This is a genomic window from Arthrobacter sp. SW1, from assembly GCF_001766675.1.
Taxonomy (GTDB): domain Bacteria; phylum Actinomycetota; class Actinomycetes; order Actinomycetales; family Micrococcaceae; genus Arthrobacter.
In genome coordinates, this window is record NZ_MJLT01000001.1 from 210,032 (window position 1) to 235,740 (window position 25,709).

At 67.0% G+C, this 25,709-nt stretch carries 19 protein-coding genes and 2 tRNA genes; 5 read left to right on the plus strand and 16 right to left on the minus strand.

Annotation, left to right across the window (positions count from 1 at the left end; genetic code table 11):
• Nucleotides 1–125 precede the first annotated feature (125 nt).
• Together BIU82_RS01035 and BIU82_RS01040 are read right to left on the minus strand one after the other, a co-directional pair.
• Nucleotides 126–198, minus strand: a tRNA-Glu gene (locus tag BIU82_RS01035).
• Nucleotides 199–328: 130 nt separating this feature from the next.
• A tRNA-Gln gene (locus tag BIU82_RS01040) sits at nt 329–400 on the minus strand.
• 338 nt (nt 401–738) lie between these two features.
• On the opposite strand from BIU82_RS01040, the gene BIU82_RS01045 reads away from it, so the two are divergent.
• Nucleotides 739–2,187, plus strand: a complete 1,449-nt coding sequence (locus BIU82_RS01045; RefSeq protein WP_070347596.1) for a hypothetical protein — start codon at nt 739–741, stop codon at nt 2,185–2,187.
• A gap of 59 nt (nt 2,188–2,246) precedes the next feature.
• On the opposite strand, the gene BIU82_RS01050 is transcribed toward BIU82_RS01045, so the two are convergent.
• The 7 genes from BIU82_RS01050 to BIU82_RS01080 all read right to left on the minus strand — a co-directional run bounded on the left by BIU82_RS01050 (nt 2,247) and on the right by BIU82_RS01080 (nt 9,026).
• Nucleotides 2,247–2,993: an HAD family hydrolase gene (locus BIU82_RS01050; RefSeq protein ID WP_070347597.1), complete on the minus strand. Its 747-nt coding sequence runs from the start codon at nt 2,991–2,993 to the stop codon at nt 2,247–2,249.
• A 16-nt stretch (nt 2,994–3,009) separates the two neighbouring features.
• Complete coding sequence (gltX, locus tag BIU82_RS01055; protein ID WP_070347598.1) at nt 3,010–4,536, minus strand: glutamate--tRNA ligase; 1,527 nt, start codon at nt 4,534–4,536, stop codon at nt 3,010–3,012.
• 67 nt (nt 4,537–4,603) lie between these two features.
• On the minus strand, nt 4,604–5,380 hold the full coding sequence (locus tag BIU82_RS01060) for a fumarylacetoacetate hydrolase family protein (protein ID WP_070347599.1): 777 nt from the start codon (nt 5,378–5,380) through the stop codon (nt 4,604–4,606).
• Between the two features lie 10 nt (nt 5,381–5,390).
• Nucleotides 5,391–6,173, minus strand: coding sequence for an MBL fold metallo-hydrolase (locus tag BIU82_RS01065; protein ID WP_070347600.1), 783 nt, complete (start codon nt 6,171–6,173; stop codon nt 5,391–5,393).
• A 35-nt stretch (nt 6,174–6,208) separates the two neighbouring features.
• A complete protein-coding gene (locus BIU82_RS01070; protein ID WP_070347974.1) occupies nt 6,209–6,583 on the minus strand; it encodes a DUF1304 family protein in 375 nt (124 codons plus the stop codon).
• 131 nt (nt 6,584–6,714) lie between these two features.
• Nucleotides 6,715–7,827: a branched-chain amino acid aminotransferase gene (locus BIU82_RS01075; protein ID WP_070347601.1), complete on the minus strand. Its 1,113-nt coding sequence runs from the start codon at nt 7,825–7,827 to the stop codon at nt 6,715–6,717.
• Between the two features lie 146 nt (nt 7,828–7,973).
• Nucleotides 7,974–9,026 (minus strand): 3-isopropylmalate dehydrogenase, encoded by a 1,053-nt coding sequence (locus tag BIU82_RS01080; protein WP_070347602.1) that lies wholly within the window; start codon nt 9,024–9,026, stop codon nt 7,974–7,976.
• A 135-nt stretch (nt 9,027–9,161) separates the two neighbouring features.
• Between BIU82_RS01080 and BIU82_RS01085 the strand changes: the two genes are divergently transcribed.
• From BIU82_RS01085 to BIU82_RS01100, 4 genes are all read left to right on the plus strand, one after another.
• On the plus strand, nt 9,162–10,361 hold the full coding sequence (locus BIU82_RS01085) for a sensor histidine kinase (protein WP_070347603.1): 1,200 nt from the start codon (nt 9,162–9,164) through the stop codon (nt 10,359–10,361).
• A gap of 3 nt (nt 10,362–10,364) precedes the next feature.
• Complete coding sequence (locus BIU82_RS01090; RefSeq protein WP_083292133.1) at nt 10,365–11,063, plus strand: response regulator transcription factor; 699 nt, start codon at nt 10,365–10,367, stop codon at nt 11,061–11,063.
• A 141-nt stretch (nt 11,064–11,204) separates the two neighbouring features.
• Entirely contained in the window at nt 11,205–11,981 is a 777-nt protein-coding gene (locus tag BIU82_RS01095) for an ABC transporter ATP-binding protein (protein WP_070347604.1), read from the plus strand.
• A 2-nt stretch (nt 11,982–11,983) separates the two neighbouring features.
• Nucleotides 11,984–14,500, plus strand: a complete 2,517-nt coding sequence (locus BIU82_RS01100) for an ABC transporter permease (protein WP_070347605.1) — start codon at nt 11,984–11,986, stop codon at nt 14,498–14,500.
• Between the two features lie 75 nt (nt 14,501–14,575).
• Here the strand turns inward: BIU82_RS01100 and metG are convergent, their stop codons facing one another.
• From metG to BIU82_RS01135, 7 genes are all read right to left on the minus strand, one after another.
• Nucleotides 14,576–16,135 carry a methionine--tRNA ligase gene (gene metG / locus BIU82_RS01105; RefSeq protein ID WP_070347606.1) on the minus strand — a complete coding sequence of 520 codons (1,560 nt, stop codon included), beginning with the start codon at nt 16,133–16,135 and terminating at the stop codon, nt 14,576–14,578.
• Between the two features lie 42 nt (nt 16,136–16,177).
• Nucleotides 16,178–16,945 (minus strand): ATP-binding cassette domain-containing protein, encoded by a 768-nt coding sequence (locus BIU82_RS01110; protein ID WP_171906466.1) that lies wholly within the window; start codon nt 16,943–16,945, stop codon nt 16,178–16,180.
• Nucleotides 16,942–19,737, minus strand: coding sequence for an FtsX-like permease family protein (locus tag BIU82_RS01115; RefSeq protein ID WP_070347607.1), 2,796 nt, complete (start codon nt 19,735–19,737; stop codon nt 16,942–16,944). Before BIU82_RS01115 ends, BIU82_RS01110 begins: the two co-directional genes overlap by 4 nt.
• A 277-nt stretch (nt 19,738–20,014) precedes the next feature.
• Nucleotides 20,015–21,610, minus strand: coding sequence for a phosphoglycerate dehydrogenase (serA, locus tag BIU82_RS01120; protein WP_070347608.1), 1,596 nt, complete (start codon nt 21,608–21,610; stop codon nt 20,015–20,017).
• 242 nt (nt 21,611–21,852) lie between these two features.
• Nucleotides 21,853–22,878: a ketol-acid reductoisomerase gene (gene ilvC / locus BIU82_RS01125; protein ID WP_070347609.1), complete on the minus strand. Its 1,026-nt coding sequence runs from the start codon at nt 22,876–22,878 to the stop codon at nt 21,853–21,855.
• Nucleotides 22,879–22,974: 96 nt separating this feature from the next.
• A complete protein-coding gene (gene ilvN, locus BIU82_RS01130) occupies nt 22,975–23,487 on the minus strand; it encodes an acetolactate synthase small subunit (protein ID WP_070347610.1) in 513 nt (170 codons plus the stop codon).
• A gap of 2 nt (nt 23,488–23,489) precedes the next feature.
• A complete protein-coding gene (locus tag BIU82_RS01135) occupies nt 23,490–25,391 on the minus strand; it encodes an acetolactate synthase large subunit (RefSeq protein WP_070347611.1) in 1,902 nt (633 codons plus the stop codon).
• Nucleotides 25,392–25,709 lie beyond the last annotated feature (318 nt).

Below are 25,709 nucleotides of genomic sequence, written 5' to 3' on the forward strand. Positions count from 1 at the left end.
GCGGCGACCGTCCAGAATCTGTGGGCGGTCACTGCCCGGTCATCGAGCCGCCATCACTGGCCATGGGCTTCACAGCCAACGGAAAAAAGAAAGGCCGGGAACTATTGTTCCCGGCCTTTCATTTGTGACCCCAGCGGGATTCGAACCCGCGTTACCGCCGTGAGAGGGCGGCGTACTAGGCCGCTATACGATGGGGCCAAGCACTTTATTGATTGCGATTTCCCGCGATCAAGCTGAATTATTATTTCATACATTCAGCGTCGTTCCAAATCGATGAACCGTTTGGAACTTCCCGGATCAGCCCCGTTTTACCGGGGAATTTCCAGAGCTGGGATACCAGGACTCGAACCTAGAATGACGGTACCAGAAACCGTAGTGTTGCCAATTACACCATATCCCATTGGCTTTCAGGCCGGTCCCGAAGGCTTCATCCCTCGTTCCCGCGCCCCTCAGCACGAGTAATTACTTTACCCGAGACTCCCTGCGCGCACAAATCGGCTCCGCGGGGGCCCTTCGCACCCCCCGCCCGGCCGACCATCCTTCCCCAAAAAGACCCTTGATGGCGCGGGTCCATTAAGTTTACTCTCGGTAGGTTACCGAACGGTAACGTGCGTCGGCGGCCTCCTCCAGCGGAGTCCGGCCAGCCGCCATCCATGCCATATGGGGGTCTTGCCTGCAGCGTCGCAGGCAAGGGAGACATCGAGAGGAAAGCCCTTGACCAGTCGCCTCAGTCACGCCATGCCACGGAGCCGTGGCCGCAGCATCGCCATTTGCCTTCTTGTCCTGATTCTCATCGCCTTGATCGCCTTCTATGCAATGGTGACCGGGACGATCACGTCCGGAGCGGAGCGCCTCAACGCCGGAGCCGGGCAGGCCTCGGCCGGGGCCGGGCAGCTCAAGGACGGGGCAGCCCGGCTCGCGGAGGGCGCCGGCGAGGCAGAAGCCGGCGCCGGAAAGTTGGCGGCGGGCGCGTCGAAGATCCAGTCAGGGATTGAGGACAGGCTCGCCCCCGGCGCCGCGAAATTGCACGAAGGCGCCGGGAAACTGGCGAACGGAGCCCTCAAGATCCAGAACGATGTCAGGGCGAAGCTCGCCCCCGGCGTCTACAAGGTGGACGACGGCGCCCAACGGCTGGCGGCCGCAGCCCGCCAACTCTCCGCAGCGCTCACCCCGAGCGGCACCGGCACCGCCGAAAACAACCTGGCCGACGGCGCCCAACGGCTTAGCGACGGAGCCGGCCGCATCGAAGAAGGCGCAGCCCGCGTGGACGACGGTGCCCGGCAGCTCAACGACGGCGCGCACCGACTCGCCGCCGGCACGGTCCAGCTCAAGGGCTACCCCGGCGCCAACAACGATCCTGCGCAGGGAACTGGAACCGCCGCCCTGGCCCAGGGCCTCCAAAAGCTGGCGGACGCGGCCAACGGCCCCCAGGGCCTCGTCCCCCTCGGCTTGTTGAAGGAACAGATCAACGCGCTGAGCGCCGGCGCGCAGCGCCTGGACGACGGCGCCGCACAGTTGCAGGCCGGAGCCGCGAAGCTCGACGCCGGAGCTTCCCGGCTGCACGACGGAACCTTACGTTTGTCCGAAGGAAGCGCCGCCCTGTCGGCCGGATCGAAGAAACTCACCGCCGGCTTCGCAACCCTGGCCGGCAAACTCAACAGCGAAGACCCGGCGGCGCCCGGACTGGTGCTCGGCACACGGAACCTGGCCGAAGGAACCGCCAAGATCAGGACCGGAATGGACGGGGTCCCTGGCAACCCTGAACGTCCGGGACTGCTGAAGGCCACGGCCGGCATGTCGGAGGGAACCTCACGCCTCGCCGAAGGAAGCAAATCCCTGCTCACAGGCATCATGGGCAACCCGGCAGATCCGGCGGCCCCGGGCCTGCTGGACGGTTCCAGCGCGCTGGCCGCCGGTGCGGCAAAGCTGTCCGAGGGCAACACGCGGCTCGCCGCGGGTTCGGAGAAGCTCTCCACGGGCGCAGCCAAGCTCGCGGACGGCAACACCAAGATTGCCGCCGGAACGTCCGAACTGCACCGCGGCGCCGCGGCGGTGTCGCCGTCGTCGTTCATGGATGGTTCCCGCACGGCAGCGGCACTGGGCGTCGTCGGCACCCTCGGCGCGGGATCCCTGGGCGCCTTCGTGCTGCTGCGGAAGCGGCGGAGCGCCGGCCAGGAAACTCCGTGAACAACGGAGGGGCGCCCGGACCACATGGTCCGGGCACCCCTCCCTGCTGCAGTGAACCGCTAGTCCAGCAGCCGCGCCAGAGAATCGATCTCGTGGCCGACGAATCCTTCGGCAGTGTCTCCCACCCTGTTGAGCCAGACCCCGCGCAGGCCGGCCGCCGTGGAGCCTTCGGCGTCCAGCAGGCGGTTGTCGCCCACGTAGAGGGTCTCCTCAGGCCGCGTGCCCAGGAGCCTGACGCCCTCAAGGTAAATAGCAGGATCCGGCTTCGGCACCCCCACGGTATCGGTGCCCACCAGCACGGCAATCCTCGCCAGGCCCGCGCTGTCCAGCTTCACCCGCTGGTAGTCGTGCACGTTGTTGCTCACGGCGCCATAGGGGATTCCCGCGGCGTCGAGGGCATCCAGGACAGGTGCCACGTCCTCGAAGGCGCGCACGTAGCTCGGCTGCAGCCGGGCGTATTCGCTGAGCCAGGCGTGCGATTCCTCGCCTTCTTCGAGTTCGACGCCGAAGTGCCCCAGCGCCGCCCGGCCGCGCAGCAGGCGCTGCTCATTGAACGTGAGCTCGCCGGCGAGGTACTGGTCGTAGTAATGCGTGGTCTCGTGCGTGAAGATCCGCCCGAACTTCTCCCACCCGGCCGCGTCGAGGCCGGGCAGGAGGTGCTCGCTGACCTCGCGCAGCGCGGTGGTCAGCGCGTACTCGAGGTCCACCAGGGTGTCATCGATGTCGAACAGGACGCCCCGGACCGTGCCGAAGGTTCCGGAGCCGAAAATCCCCGTGGTGGCGGGACGTGCCGCCGCGCTGCCCATGCCGCTTCCCATGCGCCTAGCCGCGGAAAGTGCGGAGGCGGGCCAGGGAGGATTCCTTGCCCAGGATGACCATGGATTCGAACAGCGGCGGGGACACGCGGCGTCCGGAGATGCCGGTGCGGACCGGGCCGAAAGCAAGGCGCGGCTTGATGCCGAGGTCCTCCACCAGGGCCTGCTTCAGTGCGGTCTGGATGTTCTCCGCGGTCCAGTCAGCGATCGGCTCAAGCGCGGCCAGGGCGGCGTCGAGGACTTCGCCGAGGTTTTCCGGCAGCCCCTTGCGGGCGTCGTCCGCGACGTCGATCGCATCGTCGGCCTTGAAGAGGAAGGCAAGCATTTCCGGGGCTTCGCCCAACAGGGTGATGCGTTCCTGGACCAGCGGCGCGGCCTCGGTGAGGATCTCTTCCTGGCGGTCGGTGAGGATCTCCCCCACCAGTCCGGCGTCGCGCAGGTACGGGACCAGGCGCTCACGGAAGTCTTCGGGCGAGAGCATGCGCACGTGCGTGCCGTTGATGGCCTCGGCCTTCTTGAGGTCGAAGCGGGCCGGGTTGCCCAGGACGTCGTGGATGTCGAAGTTCTCCACGAGCTGCTCCACGGTGAAGATGTCCTCATCGGCGGACAGCGACCAGCCCAGCAGGGACAGGTAGTTCAGCAGGCCTTCGCGGATGAAGCCACGCTCGCGGTGCAGGAACAGGCTGGATTCGGGATCGCGCTTGGAGAGCTTCTTGTTGCCCTGGCCCATGACGTAGGGCAGGTGGCCGAACTCCGGCATGTACTCGGCGACGCCGATCGCGTGCAGGGCCCGGTAGAGCGCGATCTGGCGCGGCGTGGAGCTGAGGAGGTCCTCGCCGCGGAGCACGTGGGTGATGCCCATGAGGGCGTCGTCCACCGGGTTGACCAGGGTGTAGAGCGGGGCGCCGTTGGCGCGGACCACGGCGAAGTCCGGTACGGAACCGGCCTTGAAGGTGATCTCGCCGCGCACCAGGTCGGTGAAGGTGATGTCCTCGTCCGGCATGTGCAGGCGCAGCACGGGTTCGCGGCCCTCGGCCTTGTACTGGGCGAGCTGCTCCTCGGTGATGTGGCGGTCGAAGCCGTCGTAGCCCAGCTTCGGGTCGCGGCCGGCGGCGCGGTGGCGGGCCTCGATTTCCTCTGGAGTGGAGTACGACTCGTAGATGTGGCCGCCGGCCTTCAGCTTGGCGATGACGTCCTGGTAGATGTCGCTGCGCTGGGACTGCCGGTAGGGTTCGTGCGGTCCGCCGACCTCAACGCCCTCGTCCCAGGTGATGCCGAGCCACTTCAGGGCGTCCAGCAGCTGGTGGTAGCTCTCTTCGCTGTCGCGGGCGGCGTCCGTGTCTTCGATGCGGAAGACCAGGGTGCCCTTGGTGTGCCGCGCGTACGCCCAGTTGAACAGGGCGGTGCGGATCAGGCCGACGTGCGGGGTTCCGGTGGGCGACGGGCAGAAGCGCACGCGGACCGGGGTCTCGGCGGTGACGGCAGGAATGGCGGCGGAGTTGGCGGCAGAATTCGACGCGGGAGCAGTAGTCATAGTGCCTCCAACTTTACCGCCTGTGCGCGCGACGCCGGACGGATCCGGGACGTCGCGCGCTTCACAGTCAGCGGCGGACGACCGGGTTGGACAAGCGTCCGATGCCTTCGATCTCGATCTCGTAGCGGTCGCCTTCGTTCAGCAGCCCGACGCCGGCCGGCGTGCCGGTCATGATGACGTCGCCCGGAAGCAGCGTGAAGGCCTGCGAGACGATCGAGACGAGTTCGCGGACGCTGCGGACCATGTCCTTGGTGTTGCCCTCCTGGCGGAGGTCTCCGTTGAGCCGGCCCGTGATCTCCAGGTCCTCGGGATCGAGCTCGGTCTCGATCCACGGACCCAGGGGTGCCGAGGTGTCGAATCCCTTGGCGCGTGCCCACTGGAGGTCGGTCTTCTGGACGTCGCGGGCGGTGAGGTCGTTGCCGCAGGTGTAACCGAAGACGACGTCGTCAACGCGCTCTTCCGGCACGTCCTTGCAGATGCGGCCGATCACTACGCAGAGTTCGGCTTCGAAGGACACCTGTTCGGAGAACTCGGGAAGCACGATGGGGTCGCCGGGACCGATCACGGCGGTGTTGGGCTTGAGGAAGAGCAGCGGCTGGGCCGGGACTTCGTTGCCCAGTTCGGCGGCATGCTCGGCGTAGTTGCGGCCGACGCCGATCACCTTGCTGCGCGGAATGATGGGGGCCAGCAGGCGGACGTCCTCCAGCTTGTGCTTGACGGAGGTGCGCTCGACGCCGTTGAAGAAGGGGTCGCCGTTGATGACAGTGACGGTTTCACTGCCGGGCTCCCCCTCCACGACGCCGTACATGGGATCAGAATCAACAACAAACCGGGCGATACGCATGGGTCCAAGCCTACCGTCGCAAGTAGTCCAGCTGCGCCGCCACGGAGTTCTCGGCCGCGCGGCGGACGGAGGGGTCGACGTCGGGATACACCGCGTCGGTGACCGCGGCGACGCCGGCGTCCGGGCCGAGTTCCGCCAGGGCGGAGCGGATCTGTTCGAGCCGCATCAACCGGTGGGCGCGGTACTCGCGGCAGATGATGTCCGTGGCGGGCAGCACGGGGCCGTGGGCGGGCAGGAGCGTCGCGGCGCCGAGGGATTCGAGCAGGTCGAGGCTGGTGAGGTAGTCCCCCAGCCGCCCGTCCGGGTAGTCCAGCACGGTGGTTCCACGGCCCAGGATGGTGTCGCCGCTCAGCACCGAACCGTGCGGCCCGTCGCCGGGCAGGTGGAAGCACACGGAATCGGAGGTGTGGCCGGGGGTGGCGAGGACGCGGATTTCGACACCCGCCGCGGTGAGGATTTCTCCACCGCGCAACGGTTCTCCTCCGTGGCAATGCGCCGGGTCGGCCGCGCGGACGGGCGCGCCGGTGAGCTCATGGAAACGGGCCGCCGCTTCGGTGTGGTCCGGGTGCCGGTGCGTGATGAGGACCAGTTCCACGGGGCCGGCCGCGGCCAGCACTGCCAGGTGCCCTTCGTCCAGCGGACCGGGGTCGACCACCACGGTGCTTCCGGCCTCGGGAGCGGAGATCACGTATGAGTTGGTTCCGTCCAGGCTCATCGGCCCCGGATTGGGCGCGAGACGGTAGCGGGTCAGGCTGCTGCTGAACAGGAGGGAAGAGTCATTGGCCGCGGTCATGGTCCCATCTTGGCATCCCCGCCGCGGGCGCGCTGCTACAAGAGCAGGAGAACCGCAATGACCAGGGGCAGGAGCGCCTGGCCGACGGCACTGACCCAAAGCCGGCGCTCGGAGAACAGCAGGACCATGCCCAGGATGACGTGCGCCACGCAGGCAAACAGCAGAATGGCGTGGCCCGCCGCATGGTTTGGCCCGCCCAGAAGCAGTGCGCCGGTGATTGCACCGACGCCCCACACCATGTTGTAGAAGCCCAGGTTGACGGTCCACAGGCGCACCGCGGCGGTGTCCTTGGGGTCAATCAGGAAAATTGGATGGAAGCGCTGGTCGCGGAAGAAAAAGGACTCCAGCACACCGACAACAATCAGCACCACGCCTAGAACCACGCCCAATACCTGGATTGCCCCGGTCATGCACATATTGTGCGCGCCGCCGCGGCGCTTGGACAGAGCCTGGGCCGCAGCGGTGATTAGACAGCGGTGATTAAACCGCGACGGCGGCCTGCCCACCTGGGTGGGAAGCCGCCGTCGGGCATTGAAGCGGGTTAAGCGAGGCGGGTCAGCCAGCCGTGCTTGTCCTCGATGGTGCCGGTCTGGATGCCGAGGATCTGCTCGCGGATGGCCATGGTGACCTCGCCGGCCACGGCGTCTTCGGAACCGATGAACTCGGTCTCGTCCTTCAGCACGCCGATCGGGGTGATGACGGCGGCGGTGCCGCAGGCGAAGACCTCGGCGATCTCGCCGGACGCCACGCCGTCGCGCCATTCGGCGAGGGTGATCTTGCGTTCGGCGACCTCGCGGCCCATGTCCTTGGCGACCTGGATGATCGAGGAGCGGGTAACGCCTTCGAGGATGGTTCCGGTCAGCGCGGGCGTGGCCAGCGAGCCGTCCTTCATGACGAAGAAGACGTTCATGCCGCCGAGTTCCTCGATGGCGTCGTCATTGAAGTGGTCCAGGAAGAGCACCTGCTTGCAGCCGTGGGCCTCGGCCTCCTGCTGTGCGATCAGGGAAGCGGCGTAGTTGCCGCCGCACTTGGCAGCACCGGTGCCGCCGCGGCCGGCGCGGGCATAATCGCGGGAGATCCAGATGGAGACCGGCTTGAGTTCGCCGCCGAAGTAGTTGCCGGCCGGGGAAGCGATCACACGGAAGGAGACCTCGCGTGCGGCGCGGACACCCAGGAAGGCCTCGGTGGCGATCATGAAGGGCCGCAGGTAGAGGGACTCGCCCTCGCCGGACGGAACCCAGTCCTTGTCGGCCTGCACGAGCTCGCGGATGGCGCCCAGGAAGTACTCTTCCGGCAGCTCCGGCAGGGCCAGGCGGTGGGCCGACTGGTTCAGGCGGGCCGCGTTGCGCTCCGGGCGGAAGGTCCAGACGGAGCCGTCGGCGTGGCGGTAGGCCTTCAGGCCCTCGAAGATCTCCTGGCCGTAGTGCAGCACCGCGGCGGAGGGGTCGAGGGAGATGGGGCCGTACGGTTCGAGACGCGCGTTGTGCCAGCCGCCCTTGCCTTCGGCGTCGACCTTGTAGTCGACGACGGCGGTGTGGTCGGTGAAGTGGTCGCCAAAGCCTGGGTTCGCCAGGATGGCCGCACGCTCTTCAGCAGATTTCGGGTTCGCCGAAAACTGCTGGCTGAATTCGACGCCATGGGCAGTCTGAGTCATGGTTCCTCCACATCGGCTACCGGCCGGCGAGAACCCTGTTCCGGGGACAACCGTCCTCTGGAAAGCATGGTTCAACGGCGGACCACGGCAGCAAGTAAGTAATTCAAGTCAAGCTTACGCCCCGCTGCGGGGCGCAAGGCCCGGCCTCAGAGCGCAGCCAGGATGGCGTCCCCGATGGCCGAGGTGGTGCGGGGTTCACCGGTGCGGGACTCGACGTCGGAGACCACTGCGGCCTCGATCCGGCGGGCGGCATCGGCGTACCCAAGGTGGTCCAGCAGCAGTGCCGCGGAGAGGATGGCCGCGGTGGGGTCTGCCTTTTGCTGGCCGGCGATGTCCGGTGCGGATCCGTGCACCGGTTCGAACATGGACGGGGCGGTGCGGTCCATGTTGATGTTGCCGGAGGCGGCCAGGCCGATGCCGCCGGTGACGGCTGCGGCGAGGTCGGTGATGATGTCGCCGAACAGGTTGTCGGTGACGATGACATCGAAGCGCGCAGGGTCGGTGACCAGGAAGATCATGGCTGCGTCGATGTGCAGGTAGTCGTGGGTGACCTCCGGGAAGTCCTTGGCCACGGCTTCGACAGTGCGCTTCCACAAGTGGCCGGCGTAGACCAGGACGTTGTGCTTGTGGACGAGGGTGACGTGCTTGCGCGGACGGGCGCTGGCACGGCGGAAGGCGTCGCGGACAACGCGCTCCACGCCATGGGCGGTGTTGAGGGAGACCTCGGTGGCGACCTCGTGCGGGGTTCCGCCGCGCAGGGTGCCGCCGTTGCCGACATAGGGCCCTTCGGTGCCTTCACGGACCACGATGAAGTCGATGTTCCCCGGGTTCGCCAGGGGGCTGCCCACCGTGCCGTAAAGGCGGGAGGGGCGCAGGTTCACGTAGTGGTCCAGGCTGAAGCGCAGCTTGAGGAGCATTTCGCGTTCGATGATGCCGGAAGGGATGCGGGTGTCCCCCGGCGCGGCACCGACGGCGCCGAACAGGATGGCGTCGTGCCCGCGGAGCTTTTCAAGGGTCTCATCCGGCAGGGTTTCGCCGGTCTCCAGCCAGTGCTGCGCACCGAGCTTGTACTCAGTACGCTCAAGGGTGATGCCTTCGCCGGCAACAACCTTTTCCAGGACCTTGACGGCCTCGGCGATCACTTCGGGGCCGATGCCGTCGCCGGGGATGACTGCGAGATTAATGGACCGTGCGTTCATTCCATCAGGTTGCCAAGGCATCCATATGCTGGGCAAAAGCGTCTCAGTATTCGAACATCGTGTGGACTCCGGGGCCGCCCGGGTTCAGACCACGGCATGATGTGGCCCCCTTCCGGCGCCGGATAGAGTTCTCGGGTGGACAGACGGCATGCAATCTACAACTGGTTCCGGAACAACCCCTTCAAAGTGGATTTCGCGGCAGCCGCCCTCCTTGTCCTTTTATTCGGCCCCATCTACGGATACGCCAGCCGGCCCCTCGAAGGCCTCTTCTCTTGTGCCCTGCTGGCGCCCCTCGCGTGGCGGCGCACCCGCCCGGTGGCGGCGGCCGCCGTCGTCGTGTTTGTCTGCCTGGTCCAGTGGACCCTGGGCGTCCAGCCGGTGGCGGGACAGGTCGCGGTACCGCTGATCGTCTACGCCGTGGCGGCCTATGGCCCGGTCTGGGCGAGCCGCTCCGTGCTGGTGCTCGGGCTGGTGGGAGCGGTGATGCTGACCTCCCGCTACTTTGCCAGCAGCGGGGAGTCCGGCATCCAGGACCTCAGCATCGGCGCCCTCTACACCGTGATGATCTGGATGCTGGTGCTGGTCAGCTGGACCTTGGGCGACCTCACCAGGGTGCGCCGGCTTCAGCTGCAGGCGCTCGAAGACCGCAACCGGCGGCTGGAGATCGAACAACAGCAGGAACGCCAGCTGGCCGCAGCAGATGAACGCTCCCATATCGCCCGAGAAATGCACGACATCGTGGCCCACTCGCTGGCGGTGATCATCACCCAGGCCGACGGCGCCCGCTACGCTGCCGCGGCGAAACCCGAACTTGCCACCGAAACCCTGGCCACCATTGCGGCAACGGGCCGGAACTCCCTCGCCGAAATGCGCCGCCTGTTGGGCGTGCTGCGCTCCGACGGCGATTCCGGCACCCGCCCCCAGCCGGGGCTGGCGGAGCTGGACGAGCTCTTCCTCGGCTTCCGCGCCGCGGGGCTGACGCTCTCCTTCGAACAGGGTGGCAACCCCAGGCGGCAACTGCCCGCGGGCGCCGAACTCACCGCCTACCGCGTGGTCCAGGAGGCCCTGACGAACGTCATCAAACATGCCGGCCCCAAGGCCCGCGCCTCCGTGAACCTGCAGTGGCTGGCGCGCGGCCTCCGGATCGAGGTGCGCGACGACGGCCGCGGAGCAGCCGCCGACTCCAGCCTTGGCGGGGACAACAGCCAGCGCGGCGGCAACGGGTTGCGCGGCATGGCGGAGCGGATCGCCCTCTACGATGGAACACTGGACGCCGGCCCGGCCAGCGGCGGCGGTTTCCGGGTGTCCGCCTTCATCCCTTATTCGGAGTCCTGAACCATGACTGACACGCCCGCAACCATCCGCGTGGCCCTTGTTGACGACCAGCAGCTGGTGCGCTCGGGATTCGGCATGCTGATCAACTCGCAGCCGGACCTGGAGGTCGTGGCCGAGGCCGGCAACGGCTTCGACGCCGTGCAGGCGCTGGCGGCCACCCGGGCGGATGTGGTCCTCATGGATGTCCGCATGCCCGGCATGGACGGCATCGAGGCCACGCGCAGGATCCTGGAGATGTCCGCCACGCAGGCATCAGCACTGAAGATCGTGGTGCTGACCACCTTCGACCTGGACGAGTACGCGCTGGCGGCCATCGAGGCCGGGGCCAGCGGCTTCCTGCTCAAGGACGCGCCGCCGGAGGAACTGCTCGACGCAATCCGCACGGTGCACCGCGGCGACGCCGTGATCGCCCCGTCCACCACGCGCCGGCTCCTGGACCATGTGGCTCCCCTGCTGCGTGCCCGGACGCCGGAGCAGAACGGCCACGCGGCCGCCGTCGAACGCTTGACCGCCCGCGAGCGCGAGGTGTTCGAGCTGATCGCGCAGGGCCGCTCCAATCCGGAGATCGCCGCCGAACTCTACCTCTCCGAGGCCACGGTCAAAACCCATGTGGGGCACATCCTGGCCAAGCTCGAGGCCCGGGACCGCGTGCAGATCGTGGTCATCGCCTACGAAACCGGCGTGGTCTCCCCCGGCAACTGAGGCGCCGGCTCCCGAACCCGGGCCCAGACCGCAGGTGCAGGCAGGCGCACGCGCGGCTCAGACCACGGTATGAGCCGCTGCCGGCAACAATGGCCCCACGGCCCGATCCGGCGGGGCCGCCACCGGAAATAGCGTGAAAGCATGACAACTTTCGCGCCTCTCCCCCGCCCTTCGGGTCCATCCGCCAGCCCTGCCGCACCCGCGGTGGAAGCCTTCGAACTGCGCAAGCACTACGGCAAAGCCGACGCCCAGGTCAAAGCGCTCGACGGCGTCAGCGTCTCCTTCGAAGCCGGCCGCTTCACGGCCATCATGGGCCCCTCCGGCTCCGGCAAGTCCACGCTGATGCACTGCCTCGCCGGCCTCGACACCGCGGATTCCGGACGGATCCTGCTGGGCGGCACGGAGATCTCCGCCCTCAACGACCGCCAGCTCACGGCCCTGCGCCGGGAACGGATCGGCTTCGTGTTCCAGGCCTTCAACCTGGTCCCCACGCTCACCGCGGAGCAGAACATCACGCTGCCGTTGGCTTTGGCCGGCAGCACCGCGGATCCGGCCTGGTTCGACTACGTGGTGGGCACCCTGGGCCTGAAGGAACGGCTCAGCCACCGTCCGCACGAGCTCTCCGGCGGGCAGCAGCAGCGCGTGGCCGTGGCCCGGGCCCTGCTCACCCGGCCGGACGTGGTCTTCGGCGATGAGCCCACCGGCAACCTCGATTCCAAGGCCGGCGGCGAGGTCCTGGCGATGCTGCGCCGCAGCAGCCAGGAACTCGGCCAGACCATCATCATGGTCACCCACGATCCCGTGGCCGCCAGCTACGCCGACCGTGTGGTCCTGATGAGCGACGGCCACCTTGTGGGTGAGATCGACGACCCCACCGCGGACTCGGTCCTCGCCGCCCTGGGCAAGCTGGGGGCGTAGACATGCTGCGCGTTTCCCTTTCACAACTCACTACGCAGTTCAGGAGGTTCCTGGCGATCGGGCTGGCCGTGATGCTCGCCGTCGCCTTCCTCTCCGCCACGCTGATGGTCAGTGCCAGCACCCAGGCGTCCCTGGGCGCCAGCGTCGGCGAGGCGTACCGCAAGGCCCAACTGGTGGTGACCCCTGCTGTAGGCAAGGAACTCTCCCGCAAGGCGGTCGATGCCGCAGCCTCGGCGCCCGCCGTCAAGGACAGCTACGCCGAACGCTACGCCACAGTGACGATCGACGACGGCGGCGAACAGATCGCGCGCGTCCGGAACCTGGCGCCCGCGGCCATGGAGCCTTCGGTCCTGTCGTCCGGACGCTACCCTTCCGCCGCGGACGAAATCGCGGTCGATTCAAAGACCGCCGAGCGCCTCAAACTCAGCCCGGGCAGCGAATTGGCGGTGGACAACGCCAGCACCGCGGACGGCGCCGGCAAACCCGCCGGCCGCAGCTTCACGGTCACCGGCCTGCTGCAGCCGAGCAACGATCCTTTCGCTGCACCGTTCCCGCAGCTGCTCGCCATGGATGCCACCGTCGGAGCCCTGGCATCAGCCAGCGAAGGCCAGGACAGCGAAGGCTTCACCACCCTGCAGCTCCGGCTCAAGGACGGCCAGGACCAGTCCGCGGCCAAGGACTACCTCGCCCAACGGCTCCAGGCCTCCGGAGCCGGGGACGCGGCGGTCCAGACCGCCGGGGAAAAGGTGACGGCCGCCGTCGCGCAGATGAGCGGCGGGCAGGACCAGCTCACCATCATCCTGCTGGCGTTCGCCGGCGTGGCAATCGTGGTCTCCACCCTGGTGGTTGCGAACACCTTCTCAGTCCTGGTGGCCCAGCGGACGCGGGAACTGGCGCTGCTGCGCTGCCTCGGCGCCGGCAAGTCGCAGATCCGTTCCTCCGTGCTTTTCGAGGCCGCAGTCCTTGGCTTCGTGTCCTCCATCCTCGGCGTGCTGGCGGGCGTAGGCCTGATGTCCGCGCTGATCGCCTGGGCCCGCACCACACCGGAACAGGCGTTCGCCACCCTGGCCGTGCCGCCGTCGGCAATCATCGCCGGGCTCGTGGCCGGAACGCTGCTCACCGTGGTTGCCGCGCTCCTTCCGGCGAAGGCCGCGACGGCGGTCGCTCCCCTGGCAGCGCTGCGCCCCGCGGACGATGCGAGCCTGCGCAACAAGCGCGGCCGGCTGCGGCTGTGGCTGGGCCTGGCCATCCTGGTGGTCAGCGTTCCGCTGCTGGTCCTCGGCGCCATGTTCAACCTGCTGATGGTGGCCATGCCGGCCGGCGCCCTGTCCTTCGTGGGCGTGCTGCTCTGCGCCAGCCTGTTCATTCCGCCCGCCGTCGCTGCCGCGGGCAAGCTGGCTGCACCGGCAGGGGTTCCGGGGCGGCTCGCGGCCGTCAACGCCGTGCGCAACCCGGCACGGACCTCGGCCACCGCCTCGGCGCTGCTGATCGGCGTCACCCTGGTGACGATGATGATGACCGGCGCCGCCACCTCCCGGCAGGCCTTCGACGCCATGCTCGCCGAGAACTACCCGGTGGACCTGGCCGTGCGGATCGACGGCCTGCCCGCCGATAACGCCTCGGCGTTGCGGAAGGTCGAAGGGCTCGACGGCGTGGATGCCGCGGTACTGCTGCAGGCGGCAGGCACCATCACGGCACCGGGCACCGCGGCCGATGGCTGGCCCGTGTTCGCGATCAGCTCCGCCGATGCCGCTGCCGTCCTGCGCGACCCCGCGTTGCGCCCGCAGGAAGGCACCGTGTACCTGCCCGAGCTGCTGAAAGCTCCGGAGCTCACTGTCACGGGCCCCGGTGGCAAGGCCGGTTTCAAGGGCACCACCCTCCGCACCGGCAACATCGATCCCCTGATGAACAGCGCCTCGGCTGCGCCCCTGCTGGGAAACGGTACCAGTGCCGCAGGCGATCCGCTGCCCGGTGCGGCCTGGCTCAAGCTGGATACGGCGCTGTCCGCCGAACAGATCCAGGCCATCCAGCGGGAAGCGGCCGCCGCCTTCGGCGTGCCCGTGCACAACGTCAGCGGTGCCGCCGTGGAACGCGTGGTCTTCAACAGCATCATTGACGTCCTCCTGCTGGTGGTGACCGCCCTGCTGGGCATCGCCGTCGTGATCGCCTTGATCGGTGTGGCGAACACCCTGTCTCTCTCCGTGCTGGAGCGGACCCGGGAGAACTCGCTGCTGCGGGCACTTGGCCTCACCCGCGGCCAGCTGCGCGGAATGCTTGCCCTCGAAGCGGTCCTGGTGGCCGGCGTGGCGGCCGTGCTGGGTTCAGCGCTCGGCGTCGCCTACGGCTGGCTCGGCGCGAAGTCCGCGCTGGGACCGGTGGCGAATGTCGTTCCGGTAGTACCGTGGGCGCAGCTGCTGGGCGTGTTCGCCGTGGCGGTCGTGGCAGGCCTGCTTGCCTCGGTGCTGCCGGCACGCCGGGCGGCGCGGCTCTCGCCGGTGCAGGGCCTGGCGACCACTTGAGCCAGCAACGAGAGAACCCCTCTTCCCGGATGCCCGGGAAGAGGGGTTCTCTGTGTTCTGCTGTGCTGCGGCGCCTTAGGCGTCCGCCGGTTCCTCGTAGCGCGGGAACACCGGCGTGGGGGCGGGCAGGTCCGTACCGGCGACGATCGGTGTGGCGATTGCCGCGAACTGGCGGGCCTCGCCTTCAGGCTGGCCGAGCACCTCGAGCAGCTTGGCGCACGACGACGGCATGACCGGCTGGGCGAGGATCGCCACGATGCGGACCACTTCGAGGGTGACGTAGAGGACCGTGTTCATGCGTTCGAGGTCGGTCTTGCGCAGCTGCCACGGAGCCTGCTCGGCGAAATACGCGTTGCTGTCGCCCAGCACGCCCCAGATCGCTTCGAGGGCACGCGAGAACTCCTGCTTCGCGAAGGCGGCGCGGGCAGTCTCCAAGAGTCCGTTTGCCTTCTCCAGCAGCGCGGTGTCCTCGGCGGTGAACGCGCCCGGAACCGGAACCTTGCCTTCGCAGTTCTTGGCCACCATGGACAGGGAGCGCTGGGCCAGGTTGCCGAAGTTGTTGGCGAGGTCGGCGTTCATGCGGCCCACGATCGCCTCGTGGTTGTAACTGCCGTCGGCGCCGAAGGGCACTTCACGCAGGAAGAAGAAACGCACCTGGTCCACGCCGTACTGGCCGATGAAGTCGGCCGGAGCCACCACGTTACCCAGGGACTTGGACATTTTCACGCCGTTGTTGTGCAGGAAGCCGTGGATCATGACGCGCTTGGGCAGTTCCAGGCCCGCGCTCATGAGGAAGGCCGGCCAGTAGATGGCGTGGAAACGGGAAATGTCCTTGCCGATCACATGGACGTCGGCCGGCCAGAACTTCTTGAACGACTCCGATTCGACGTCCGGGTAGCCGGCACCCGTCAGGTAGTTGGTGAGCGCGTCCACCCAGACGTACATGACGTGCTTGGGGTCGCCCGGAACCGGCACGCCCCAGTCGAAAGTGGTGCGGCTGATGGACAGGTCCTCGAGGCCGCGCTTGACGAAGCTGATCACTTCATTGAAACGGTAGCCGGGGGCGCCGAACTCGGGCTGGGCTTCGTAGAGCGCCAGCAGCTTGTCCTGGTAGGCGGAGAGCCGGAAGAAGTAGCTTTCCTCGGCCGTCCAGGTGACCTCGGTGTCCGTCTCCTTGGAGTAGCGGACGCCGTCTTCCTTGACGATGGTCTCATCCTCGCCGTAATAGGCTTCGTCGCGGACCGAGTACCAGCCTTCGTACTTGGACAGGTAGATGTCGCCGTTGGCTTCCATCTTCTTCCAGATGGCCTGGCTCGCCGCGTAATGGTCGGCGTCCGTGGTGCGGATGAAGCGGTCATAGGAGCTGCCCACGAGGTCGTGGACCTCGCGGAAGGCCGCCGAGTTGCGGTCCACGAGCTGCTTGGCCGTGATCCCTTCCTTGTCCGCCGTCTGCTGGACCTTGAGCCCGTGCTCGTCCGTGCCGGACATGTAGAAGACCTCGTAGCCGTCCAGGCGCTTGAAGCGCGCCATCGCATCCGCCGCCACGAACTCGTAGGCGTGCCCGATGTGCGGGGCGCCGTTGGGGTAGCTGATGGCGGTGGTGATGTAGAACGGGGGCTTTTCTGCGGGGCTCACTCTAGAAAGGTACCTTTTTTCGGCGGTGGCGGGGTGGGGTGGTCAGTTCAGCTCGGTCAAGGTGTCGCTCAGGCGCACGAGTTCGTGGTCGTGCGAGGCCACCAGGACGGCGATGCCGTCGGTGCTGGTGTCCTTGAGGATGCCGATGATCTTGTTCGCGGAGGCGCGGTCCAGGCTCGCGGTGGGCTCATCGACCACCAAGACGCGGGTGCCCAGGATGAGGGCACGGGCGATGGCCACGCGCTGGCGCTCACCGCCGGACAGCTGCGCCGGGCGGTGCCGCATGCGCCGGCCAAGGCCCACCAGGTCCAGCAGGTCCTTGGCCATTTCCGTGCGCTGTTCCACTTCGCCGTCGGGCACGGCCGGAAGCAGCACGTTCTCCAAGGCGCTCATGCCGTCGATCAGGGCTCCGCCCTGGTCCACGTAACCGATCAGGGCGCGGCGGCGGTCGGCGATCTCGTCGTCGCCCATCGTCTCAAGGGACTGGCCCTCCCAGAGCACCCGGCCTGCGGTCGGCAGGGTCAGGCCTGCGCCGACGGTCAGGATGCTGGTCTTGCCGGAGCCGCTTCGGCCCGCCACGCAGTGCATCTCGCCGGCGTGCAGGGTGAGGTTGAAGTCCTCGACGACGGTCACGGGCTCGGCGCCGCCCTTGTCGCCGCCGTAGCGGATGGTGATCCGGCTCAGCTCGAGGGGCGTGGCATGGTCGGCGGCCTTCACGATGGTGTTGGCTCGCGTCTGCAGGGACTCCCCGGCGGATTCCTTCACGGTTTCCTGCCCCGCGTGCGGATCGTTGTGGAGGTTCTCAGTCATTTGACCACTTTCGTTGCAATGGGAATCCAGCAGATGACGGCCAGCAGGCCGGCCAGGGCCGCCCACAGGGCGGCATAGGGGGCGAGGATGAGGCCCAGGGCCAGGGCGCCCAGGACGCCGAGGATCACGGCGACGGTTCCGACGAGCGCGTTCTCGAAGAAACGCACCTGGCCCAGCATGTCCGGGTTCCATCCCATGGCCTGCAGGATGGAGAGGTACTGGCGCTTGGCCTGCAGCTCGAAACGGGCCGTGACCAGCGTGAGGAGCAGGCCCACCAGGACGCCGGTGACGGCGAGGATCACGCTCGGCAGGGCCACGCTCGCGGCGGCCAGGCCGCTGAGGGCACTGGCGCCTGCCGCGCGCGGGATGTCGATCAGCAGGGCGATCAATGCGCCGACGGCGGCACCGAAAACACCCACGGCGACGGCGAGGGCCGCGGAGTTGAAGCGGTTGGTCACTACCTGCCGATAAGCGAACGTCAGTGCCGAATCGACCGGCAGCAGGCGTTCGTCGTGCTGCGGCTCCTGGTCCACTTCGTGGCGGTGCCGCAGCATGAGCGCTGCGACGTAGGCGGCGGTGCAGTAGATCGCCAGCACGGCCACGGACACGATCACGGTGGCGAGGTTCCAGCTGAGGAGGCTCAACAGCAGCCCTGCTGCGGCGAGGATTGCCGCGCCGATGCCGAATTCCTCCAGCACCCAGCGGCGGATCCTGGCCTGGGTCCAGCCCATGGCCCGCAGGATGCCGGCCTCGCTGCGACGCTGCCGGATGTAGCTGACCGTGGAGGCCGCCGTCAGGAGCGTGGCACCGCACAGGGCCAGGAACAGCAGCGTGATGTTGGTTCCGGTCAGGGAGCCGGACACGGCATCCGCCGCGTCCTGGCGGACCCACGACTGGGCGACCGTTCCGAGCGCCGATTCCTTGCCGGCGTCGTCCTTGGAGTAACCCGGGACAAAAATGCTCACGTCTTCGCGTGCGGAACCGGCCACCACAGTGGCTTCCAGCCCCATGGCACGGATCTCGTCGGCCAGCTTCTCAACCTCAGGCTGGGCCTGCTTCCAGGTGCCGGAGGCCCCGGCGCGGACGCGGACGGCGTCGATCACGTCGGCATTGCTGTCGTAGCCGCGGGCGGCGGCCAGGCCGTAGTAGTCGGTGATGGCGCCGGCGGACTGGCTGACCAGGCCGGTGGCGCTCAGGGACGGCTTGAGCCCCTTGTCGGCGTCCTTGCCCTCGGCGTCCTTTTCGAGCGTCATGGGCGCGGGGTCGTAGCCGCCCAACGGGAGGCGGTTGATATCACCAGCTGCAGCCTGGACTTCGGCGGGGTCGAAGGTGCCGTAGACCATCGGGAGCGGAGTGGCCGGAGTGTTTCCGGTAGCCAGGCTTTCCCGGTAGGAACGTTCGTCGGCGGGTTCGCGCTGGGTCTGGTCGACCGGCTCGCCGCGCAGCGACTTTTCCGGAAGGCGGTTCACCGTGACCCAGTCCCCCGGTGTGGCGGACTTGTTGAGCGAGCCGTTGGCGGCCGTCTCGCCGTCCTTGTACTTGGGCGCCGCCGCGAAGTCCGTGCTCCACTGTGCCGGCTGGTACAGGCCCTGGCTGAAGTTGCCGGTGTTGCCCAGGAGCTGGCTGTGGTCGGTGGAACCGGGCCACTGCAGGGTGAACGGCGAGCGGGAGACGAACGGCAAGTAGTCCTTATCCAGCGACCGCGACACGGTGCCGACATCCTTGACCACGTTGCCGGCGTCGTCGATTTCCTCGATCTTCACCGAGTACGTCAGGTCCAGGGAGGTTCCCTTGCGCACGATCAGCGGGATCGCCTGCGAATCGTCGGTGAGCTGCCCGGCGATCTTCGCCTGCTGGTATTGGGTCATCAGCGGGGCCCAGTACTTGAGCTTGACGCCGAGGAAGTCCGGGCCTTCCTCGAGTTCCTGCTGCGTGGGGCTGGTGGTGAAGAGTTCTTCGAAGTACCGGCCGATGGCACCGGCGTTGCGGGCGTCCGCCGGCGGGGCCTTCTCCAGCGGCGCCAGGAAGTCGCCTGCCGAGCCCAGGAGGGCGCGTTCCGCGGCGGGGTCGACGGCGACGACGGACTCGGTCACCTCCGGCGCCATGGGCAGGGAGACGGAGAGGTTGAAGAGGTTGTGGTCCGATCCGCCGGCCGGCGACGGGAACTTGATGCCCGTCTCGCCCTCGGGGCCGGTGATCCGGATGCTCTTGCCGCCGGAGGTCTTTTCCTCGACGATCCGGGCCTTGCCCAGGGTGCCTTCGGCGCTTGTCTTGAAGAGCGTTTGTTCGGAGACGCCGTCAGAGCTCACGGCGGTGGCGGTGAGGCGGTACTTGGTGGCCTTCTCCGGCAGTACGGATTCCGGCGCGGGCCACTTCTTCGCCTCGGTACCGGTCGGATCGCCGGCGGTGGCTCCGCCGGCCAGGCCGGAGTTGTAGCCGAGGTAGTCCATGGCGTTCAGCCGCGGGGCTTCCAGGTTCTGGATGACGCGTGACACCAGGCTGATGGGAGCGGCAACCGCGGTGCCGGAGAGGGCACGGATCTTCTCCAGCTGTTCAAAGCTGATGCCGCCCTGGCCGGTGGCGATTTCCGGTTGGATCATCGCCTTTCCGTCCTTGCTGCCCTTGGCCTGGACGAGGATGTCGTACAGGCCCCGGGAGTTCTCGTCCACCGTGCGGTTCAGGGCCGCCTGCGACTGGCTCTGGATGAAGACGGACAAGCACATGGCAACGATCAAGATGGCCGAGGTCAGCAGCAGCACACGGCTTCTGATGAACCTCTGGACGGCGTTCATTCGGCTCTCTCCCTGAGACCTGGATTGCGGGCGCACACGTGCAGGAACGGTGTGCCGCAGGGCAGTGTTGACCTGCGTAAGCTGTGCGGAAAGTAGTGACCGGCCTGCCGCCGGATCCGAAAACCGGACTTAGCCATTGTAGGCAGACCGGAGACGGCTACGCGCCGAAGCCCAAGGCTCCGGCGCGTAGCCGTGTGATGGAGACGGGGAAACCTCGTGGAGTTAACGACCAAGCCGCTCCCAATTCTCGCTCCGCTCGATTCGGGGCCCTCGCGGCTTAGTCTTCGAGGTCCACTTCGCGGACCATGTCGGCGCCGATGCCGGCCTTGATGGCATCGAGGACCTGCTGCGGCACCGAGCTGTCGATGGTCAGCAGGGCAAGCACCTGGCCGCCTTCGGTCTGGCGTGCCACCTGCATGCCGCCGATGTTGATGTTGTTCATGCCCAGGATGTGGCCGATGGTGCCGATGACGCCCGGGCGGTCCTGGTAGGCAACCACCACGAGGTGCTCGGTGATCGGGATTTCGACGTCGTAGCCATTAACGCCCACCAGCTTCTCGACCTGCTTCGGACCGGTCAGGGTACCGGCCACCGAGATCTGGGAACCGTCGCTCAAAGCACCGCGCAAGGTCAGGACGTTGCGGTAGTCCTCGGCGTCCGGCGTCGTGATCAGGCGGGTGTTGATGCCGCGCTGATCCGCGATCACCGGAGCGTTGACGTAGGAGACCTGTTCGGTGACGACGTCCGCGAAGACGCCCTTCAGGGCGGCGAGCTCCAGGACCTTGACGTCCAGGCCTGCGATCTCGCCGGCTACCTCGACATCGATCTGGGTCAGGGAGTCGTGGGTCAGTGCGGTGAAGATGCGGCCGAGCTTTTCGATCAGCGGGATGCCCGGGCGCACGTCCGGGGCGATGACGCCGCCGGCAACGTTCACGGCGTCCGGCACCAGCTCACCGGCGAGAGCGAGGCGCACGGACTTGGCCACGGACACGCCGGCCTTCTCCTGGGCTTCGTCGGTGGAGGCACCCAGGTGCGGGGTGACCACGACGTTGTCCAGTTCGAAGAACGGAAGGTCGGTGCTGGGTTCCTTGTTGAAGACGTCGACGCCGGCACCGGCGATCTGGCCTTCCTTCAGGGCCACGTACAGTGCGTCCTCGTCCACCAGGCCGCCGCGGGCAACGTTCACGACGTAGGCGGATTCCTTCATCTTGCGGAAGGCGTCTGCGCCGAGCATGCCCACGGTCTCGGGAGTCTTCGGCATGTGGATGGTGATGAAGTCCGCGTTCTCGAGCAGTTCGTCCAGGGTGACGAGCTTGACGCCCAGCTGGGCGGCGCGGGCCGAGGTGATGTAGGGGTCGTAAGCCAGGATCTCGGTGTCGAAGCCCTGCAGCCGGGCGGCAACGAGGGCACCGATGCGGCCGAGGCCGATGATGCCGATCTTCTTCTCGAAGAGTTCGATGCCGGTGTACTTGGAACGCTTCCACTCGCCGCCCTTGAGCGCGGCGCTTGCCTGGGGGATGTGGCGGGCCAGGCTGAGGATGTGGCCCACGGTGAGTTCAGCCGCGGAGACGATGTTCGACGTCGGGGCGTTGACGACCATGACGCCGGCCTGGGTGGCGGCCTTGATGTCGACGTTGTCGAGGCCGACGCCCGCGCGGGCGATGACCTTGAGGTTCTTGGCGGCAGCGATTGCCTCAGCATCCACCTGGGTTGCCGAACGGACCAGGATGGCGTCGACGTCGGCGATGGCCGGGAGCAGCGCGGACCTGTCAGAACCGTCGGCCTGGCGGATTTCGAAGTCGGGGCCCAGGGCCTCGATCGTTGCGGGCGAAAGTTCCTCGGCAATGAGGACGACGGGTTTCGTGTCTGACACGGGGTGGCACCTTACTTTGCAGGACTGTGGACAAGGAGCGGATGCGTGACCCGGAACTGGGAACCGGGTCCCGCCCAGAATATCGCTCCGCGGCGGCGTTTCCGGCGCCCGCAGTCGATGTTACGCGCGGGTTCGGTCCTTGTGAACAATTTCACATGCTCCCGGCGCGCGGTACATGGCAAAAGCGTCCGCCCGGCCTGATGGCCGGACGGACGCTTCATGGAGCCTTGGCTTCACAGGCCTCAGCGGGCTGCGGTGCCTTCGACGTAGTCGGCATCCTGCTGCTGCCAGGAGAAGAGCGAACGCAGCTCGCGGCCGACGGCCTCGATCGGGTGAGCTTCAGCCTTGGCACGCAGTTCCTTGAACTCGGCGCCGCCGTTGTCCTGGTCGTCGATGAAGCGCTTGGCGAACGCGCCGGACTGGATGTCGGCGAGGACGGCCTTCATGTTTTCCTTCACCTCGGGGGTGATGACGCGCGGGCCGGAGACGTAGTCGCCGTACTCAGCGGTGTCGGAAACGCTCCAGCGCTGCTTGGCGATGCCGCCTTCCCACATGAGGTCCACGATGAGCTTGAGCTCGTGGAGCACCTCGAAGTAGGCGATCTGCGGCTGGTAGCCGGCTTCGGTCAGGGTCTCGAAGCCGTACTGGATCAGCTGGGACACGCCGCCGCAGAGAACGGACTGCTCGCCGAACAGGTCGGTTTCGGTCTCTTCGGTGAAGGTGGTCTTGATGACGCCGGCGCGGGTGCCGCCGATGGCCTTGGCGTAGGACTTGGCCAGTTCCCAAGCGGAGCCGGAAGCATCGCGCTCGACGGCGATGATGTCCGGGATGCCGCGGCCGGCTTCGAATTCGCGGCGCACGGTGTGGCCCGGGGCCTTCGGAGCGACCAGGATGACGTCGACGCCTTCAGGAGCGTCGATGTAGCCGAAGCGGATGTTGAAGCCGTGGGCGAAGGCAAGGGCCTTGCCCGGGGTCAGCTTGTCCTTGATGGAGTCGTTGTAGATCGAGCGCTGGTGCTGGTCCGGAGCGAGGATCATGATGACGTCGGCCCATTCGGCGGCGTCGGCGACGTTCTTGACCGTGAAGCCTGCTTCCTCGGCCTTGGCGGTCGACTTGGAGCCGTCCTTAAGGGCGATGACGACCTCGACGCCGGAGTCGCGCAGGTTCAGCGCGTGGGCGTGGCCCTGGGAACCGTAGCCGACAATGGCAACCTTGCGGCCCTGGATGATCGACAGGTCTGCGTCGTCGTCGTAGAACATTTCAGTCACTTGCGTAACTCCTCTTGAGTGGTTTCTTGGAGATGTAATTCTGTGGTGCTGCGGTTGGGCAGCTGCTTCCGGCCAGGCGGACGCCTGGCTTGATTCCTAAGCGGAACGCAGCGCCCTGTCACTCATGGAGCGGGATCCCCGTCCAACGGCCAACGTGCCGGACTGCACAATTTCACGGATGCCGAACGGCTCCAGCACTGACAGTAGTGCCGTGAGCTTCTCGGGGTGACCGGTTGCCTCGATGACCAACGAGTCTGTGGACACGTCGACCACGGAGGCACGGAACAGGTCTGCAGCCTGGGTGACCTGCAGACGTGTCGCGGCATCCGCACGTACCTTGACCAGGATGTGGTCGCGCTGTACGGAAGATTCGGAAGTCAGCTCGACAATCTTGATCACGTTGACCAGTTTGTTCAGCTGCTTGGTGACCTGCTCGATGAGGTCGCCGTCGGCGTCGACGACGACAGTCATCCGGGAGATGCCGCTGACCTCGGTGGGGCCTACGGCGAGCGAGTTGATGTTAAAGGCGCGCCGGGCGAAGAGGCTGGCCACGCGGGTCAGCACGCCGGGCTTGTCTTCGACCAGAACGGACAGTGTGTGGCGGCTCATGCTTAGTCCTCCTCTTCCCATTCCGGGGTCATGTTGCGGGCTACCTGGATCTGGTCGTTCGACACACCGGCGGGGACCATCGGCCACACCATGGAGTTCGGGCTGACCACGAAGTCGATGACCACGGGGCGGTCATTGATCTCCAGGGCTTTCTGGATGGTGGCGTCGATGTCCTCGTCGCGCTCGCAGCGCAGGGCCGCACAGCCGTAGGCATCGGCGAGCTTGACGAAGTCCGGGATGCGGATGGTGTCGTGGCCGGTGTTCAGGTCGGTGTTCGAGTAGCGGCCGTCGTAGAAGAGGGTCTGCCACTGGCGCACCATGCCCAGCGAGGAGTTGTTGATGATCGCGACCTTGATCGGGATCTTGTTGATGGCGCAGGTGGCCAGCTCCTGGTTGGTCATCTGGAAGCAGCCGTCGCCGTCGATCGCCCAGACAACACGGTCCGGTTCGCCTACCTTGGCGCCCATGGCGGCCGGGACGGCATAGCCCATGGTTCCGGCGCCGCCGGAGTTCAGCCAGGCGTGCGGGCGTTCGTACTTGATGAACTGGGCTGCCCACATCTGGTGCTGGCCCACGCCCGCCACGTAGATGCCCTCGGGCCCGGTCAGGGCACCGATGCGCTCGATGACGCGTTGCGGGGCGCTGAGTCCGTCTTCCGGTTCGGTCCAGCCGAGCGGGTAGGTCTCGCGCAGGTTGTTCAGGAACGACCACCAGGCCTCGAGGTCCGGAGTGCCGGACTGCGAGAACTGGGTGCGGACAGCTTCGCTCAGTTCCGGAATGATCTCCTTGACCGAACCCACGATCGGCACATCGGCCAGGCGGTTCTTGGAGATTTCCGCAGGGTCGATGTCCGCGTGGATGACCTTGGCGTTCGGAGCGAAGGTGCTCAGAACGCCGGTGACGCGGTCATCGAAGCGCGCACCGAGGGTGATCAGCAGGTCCGCCTGCTGCAGCGCGGTCACGGCGGAAACCGATCCGTGCATGCCGGGCATGCCCACGTGCTGCTTGTGCGAATCCGGGAACGCGCCCTTGGCCATCAGGGTGGTGACGACGGGAGCGCCGGTCAGCTCGGCCAGTTCCAGCAGTTCAGCCGAGGCGTGGCCCTTGACCACGCCGCCGCCCACGTACAGGACGGGCTTCTTGGACTCGGCGATGAGCCGGGCGGCTTCACGGACCTGCTTGTTGTGGCCACGGACCACCGGACGGTAGCCGGGCAGGTCCACCTTCGGCGGCCAGGAGAAGGTCATGTTGCTGACCTGGGCGTTCTTGGCGATGTCCACCAGCACCGGGCCGGGGCGGCCGGTGGATGCGAGGTGGAAGGCTTCGGCCATCACGTGCGGGATGTCTTCGGCGTCGGTCACCAGGAAGGAGTGCTTGGTGATCGGCATGGTGATGCCCACGATGTCCGCCTCCTGGAAGGCGTCGGTGCCGATGACGGCAGCCGAGACCTGGCCGGTGATGGCCACGAGGGGCACGGAGTCCATGTGGGCATCCATGATGGCGGTTACGAGGTTAGTGGCACCTGGGCCGGAGGTGGCGATGCAGACGCCAACCCGTCCGGTAACCATGGCGTAGCCTTGGGCTGCGTGGCCGGCTCCCTGTTCGTGACGGACCAGGACGTGATTCATCTTGGAGGCCATCAAGGGGTCGTAGGTGGGGAGGATCGCGCCACCGGGCAAACCAAAAATATCGTCCACGCCGAGTTCTTCGAGCGAGCGGACAATAGCTTCCGAGCCGGTCATCACCGTTGGGGGTACAACGTTGTTCGGCCCGAGTACAGGAGAGAGAGTTGCAGCATTGTCGACGACGGCGTCAGCGGCACGGTCGACCTTTTCCGAAGCCTTCGCGGCTCCAGCGGACTTTGCAGCCATCAGCGAGGGGCTGATCGGCGATCCTTTGCTCATCGGACTCTTCCTTTGGGGATCTTCAGTTAGTGAAAGGTACTGCTGGGTACTGCGTGCGATCACATTTCGCTCTGCCATCGGCAATAAAAAAACCCCTCAGCCTTGCGGCTCTTCGAGGGGTTGCGCGTGACAGATCGTTGCCGGCCGGCTTAGTAAGCCACGCGCTTGCTAAGTACGACGACGATGCCGGTGACAGTTGCGATCATGCGTTCAGTTTTCCCTCTTTGTGAGAGACGTGTCAAACGGCGGACACCTCGTCTCACTATTTGGACATGATAGTCCACGTGCTGGTCTCCCGGCGGTTTCGACAGGCTCAAC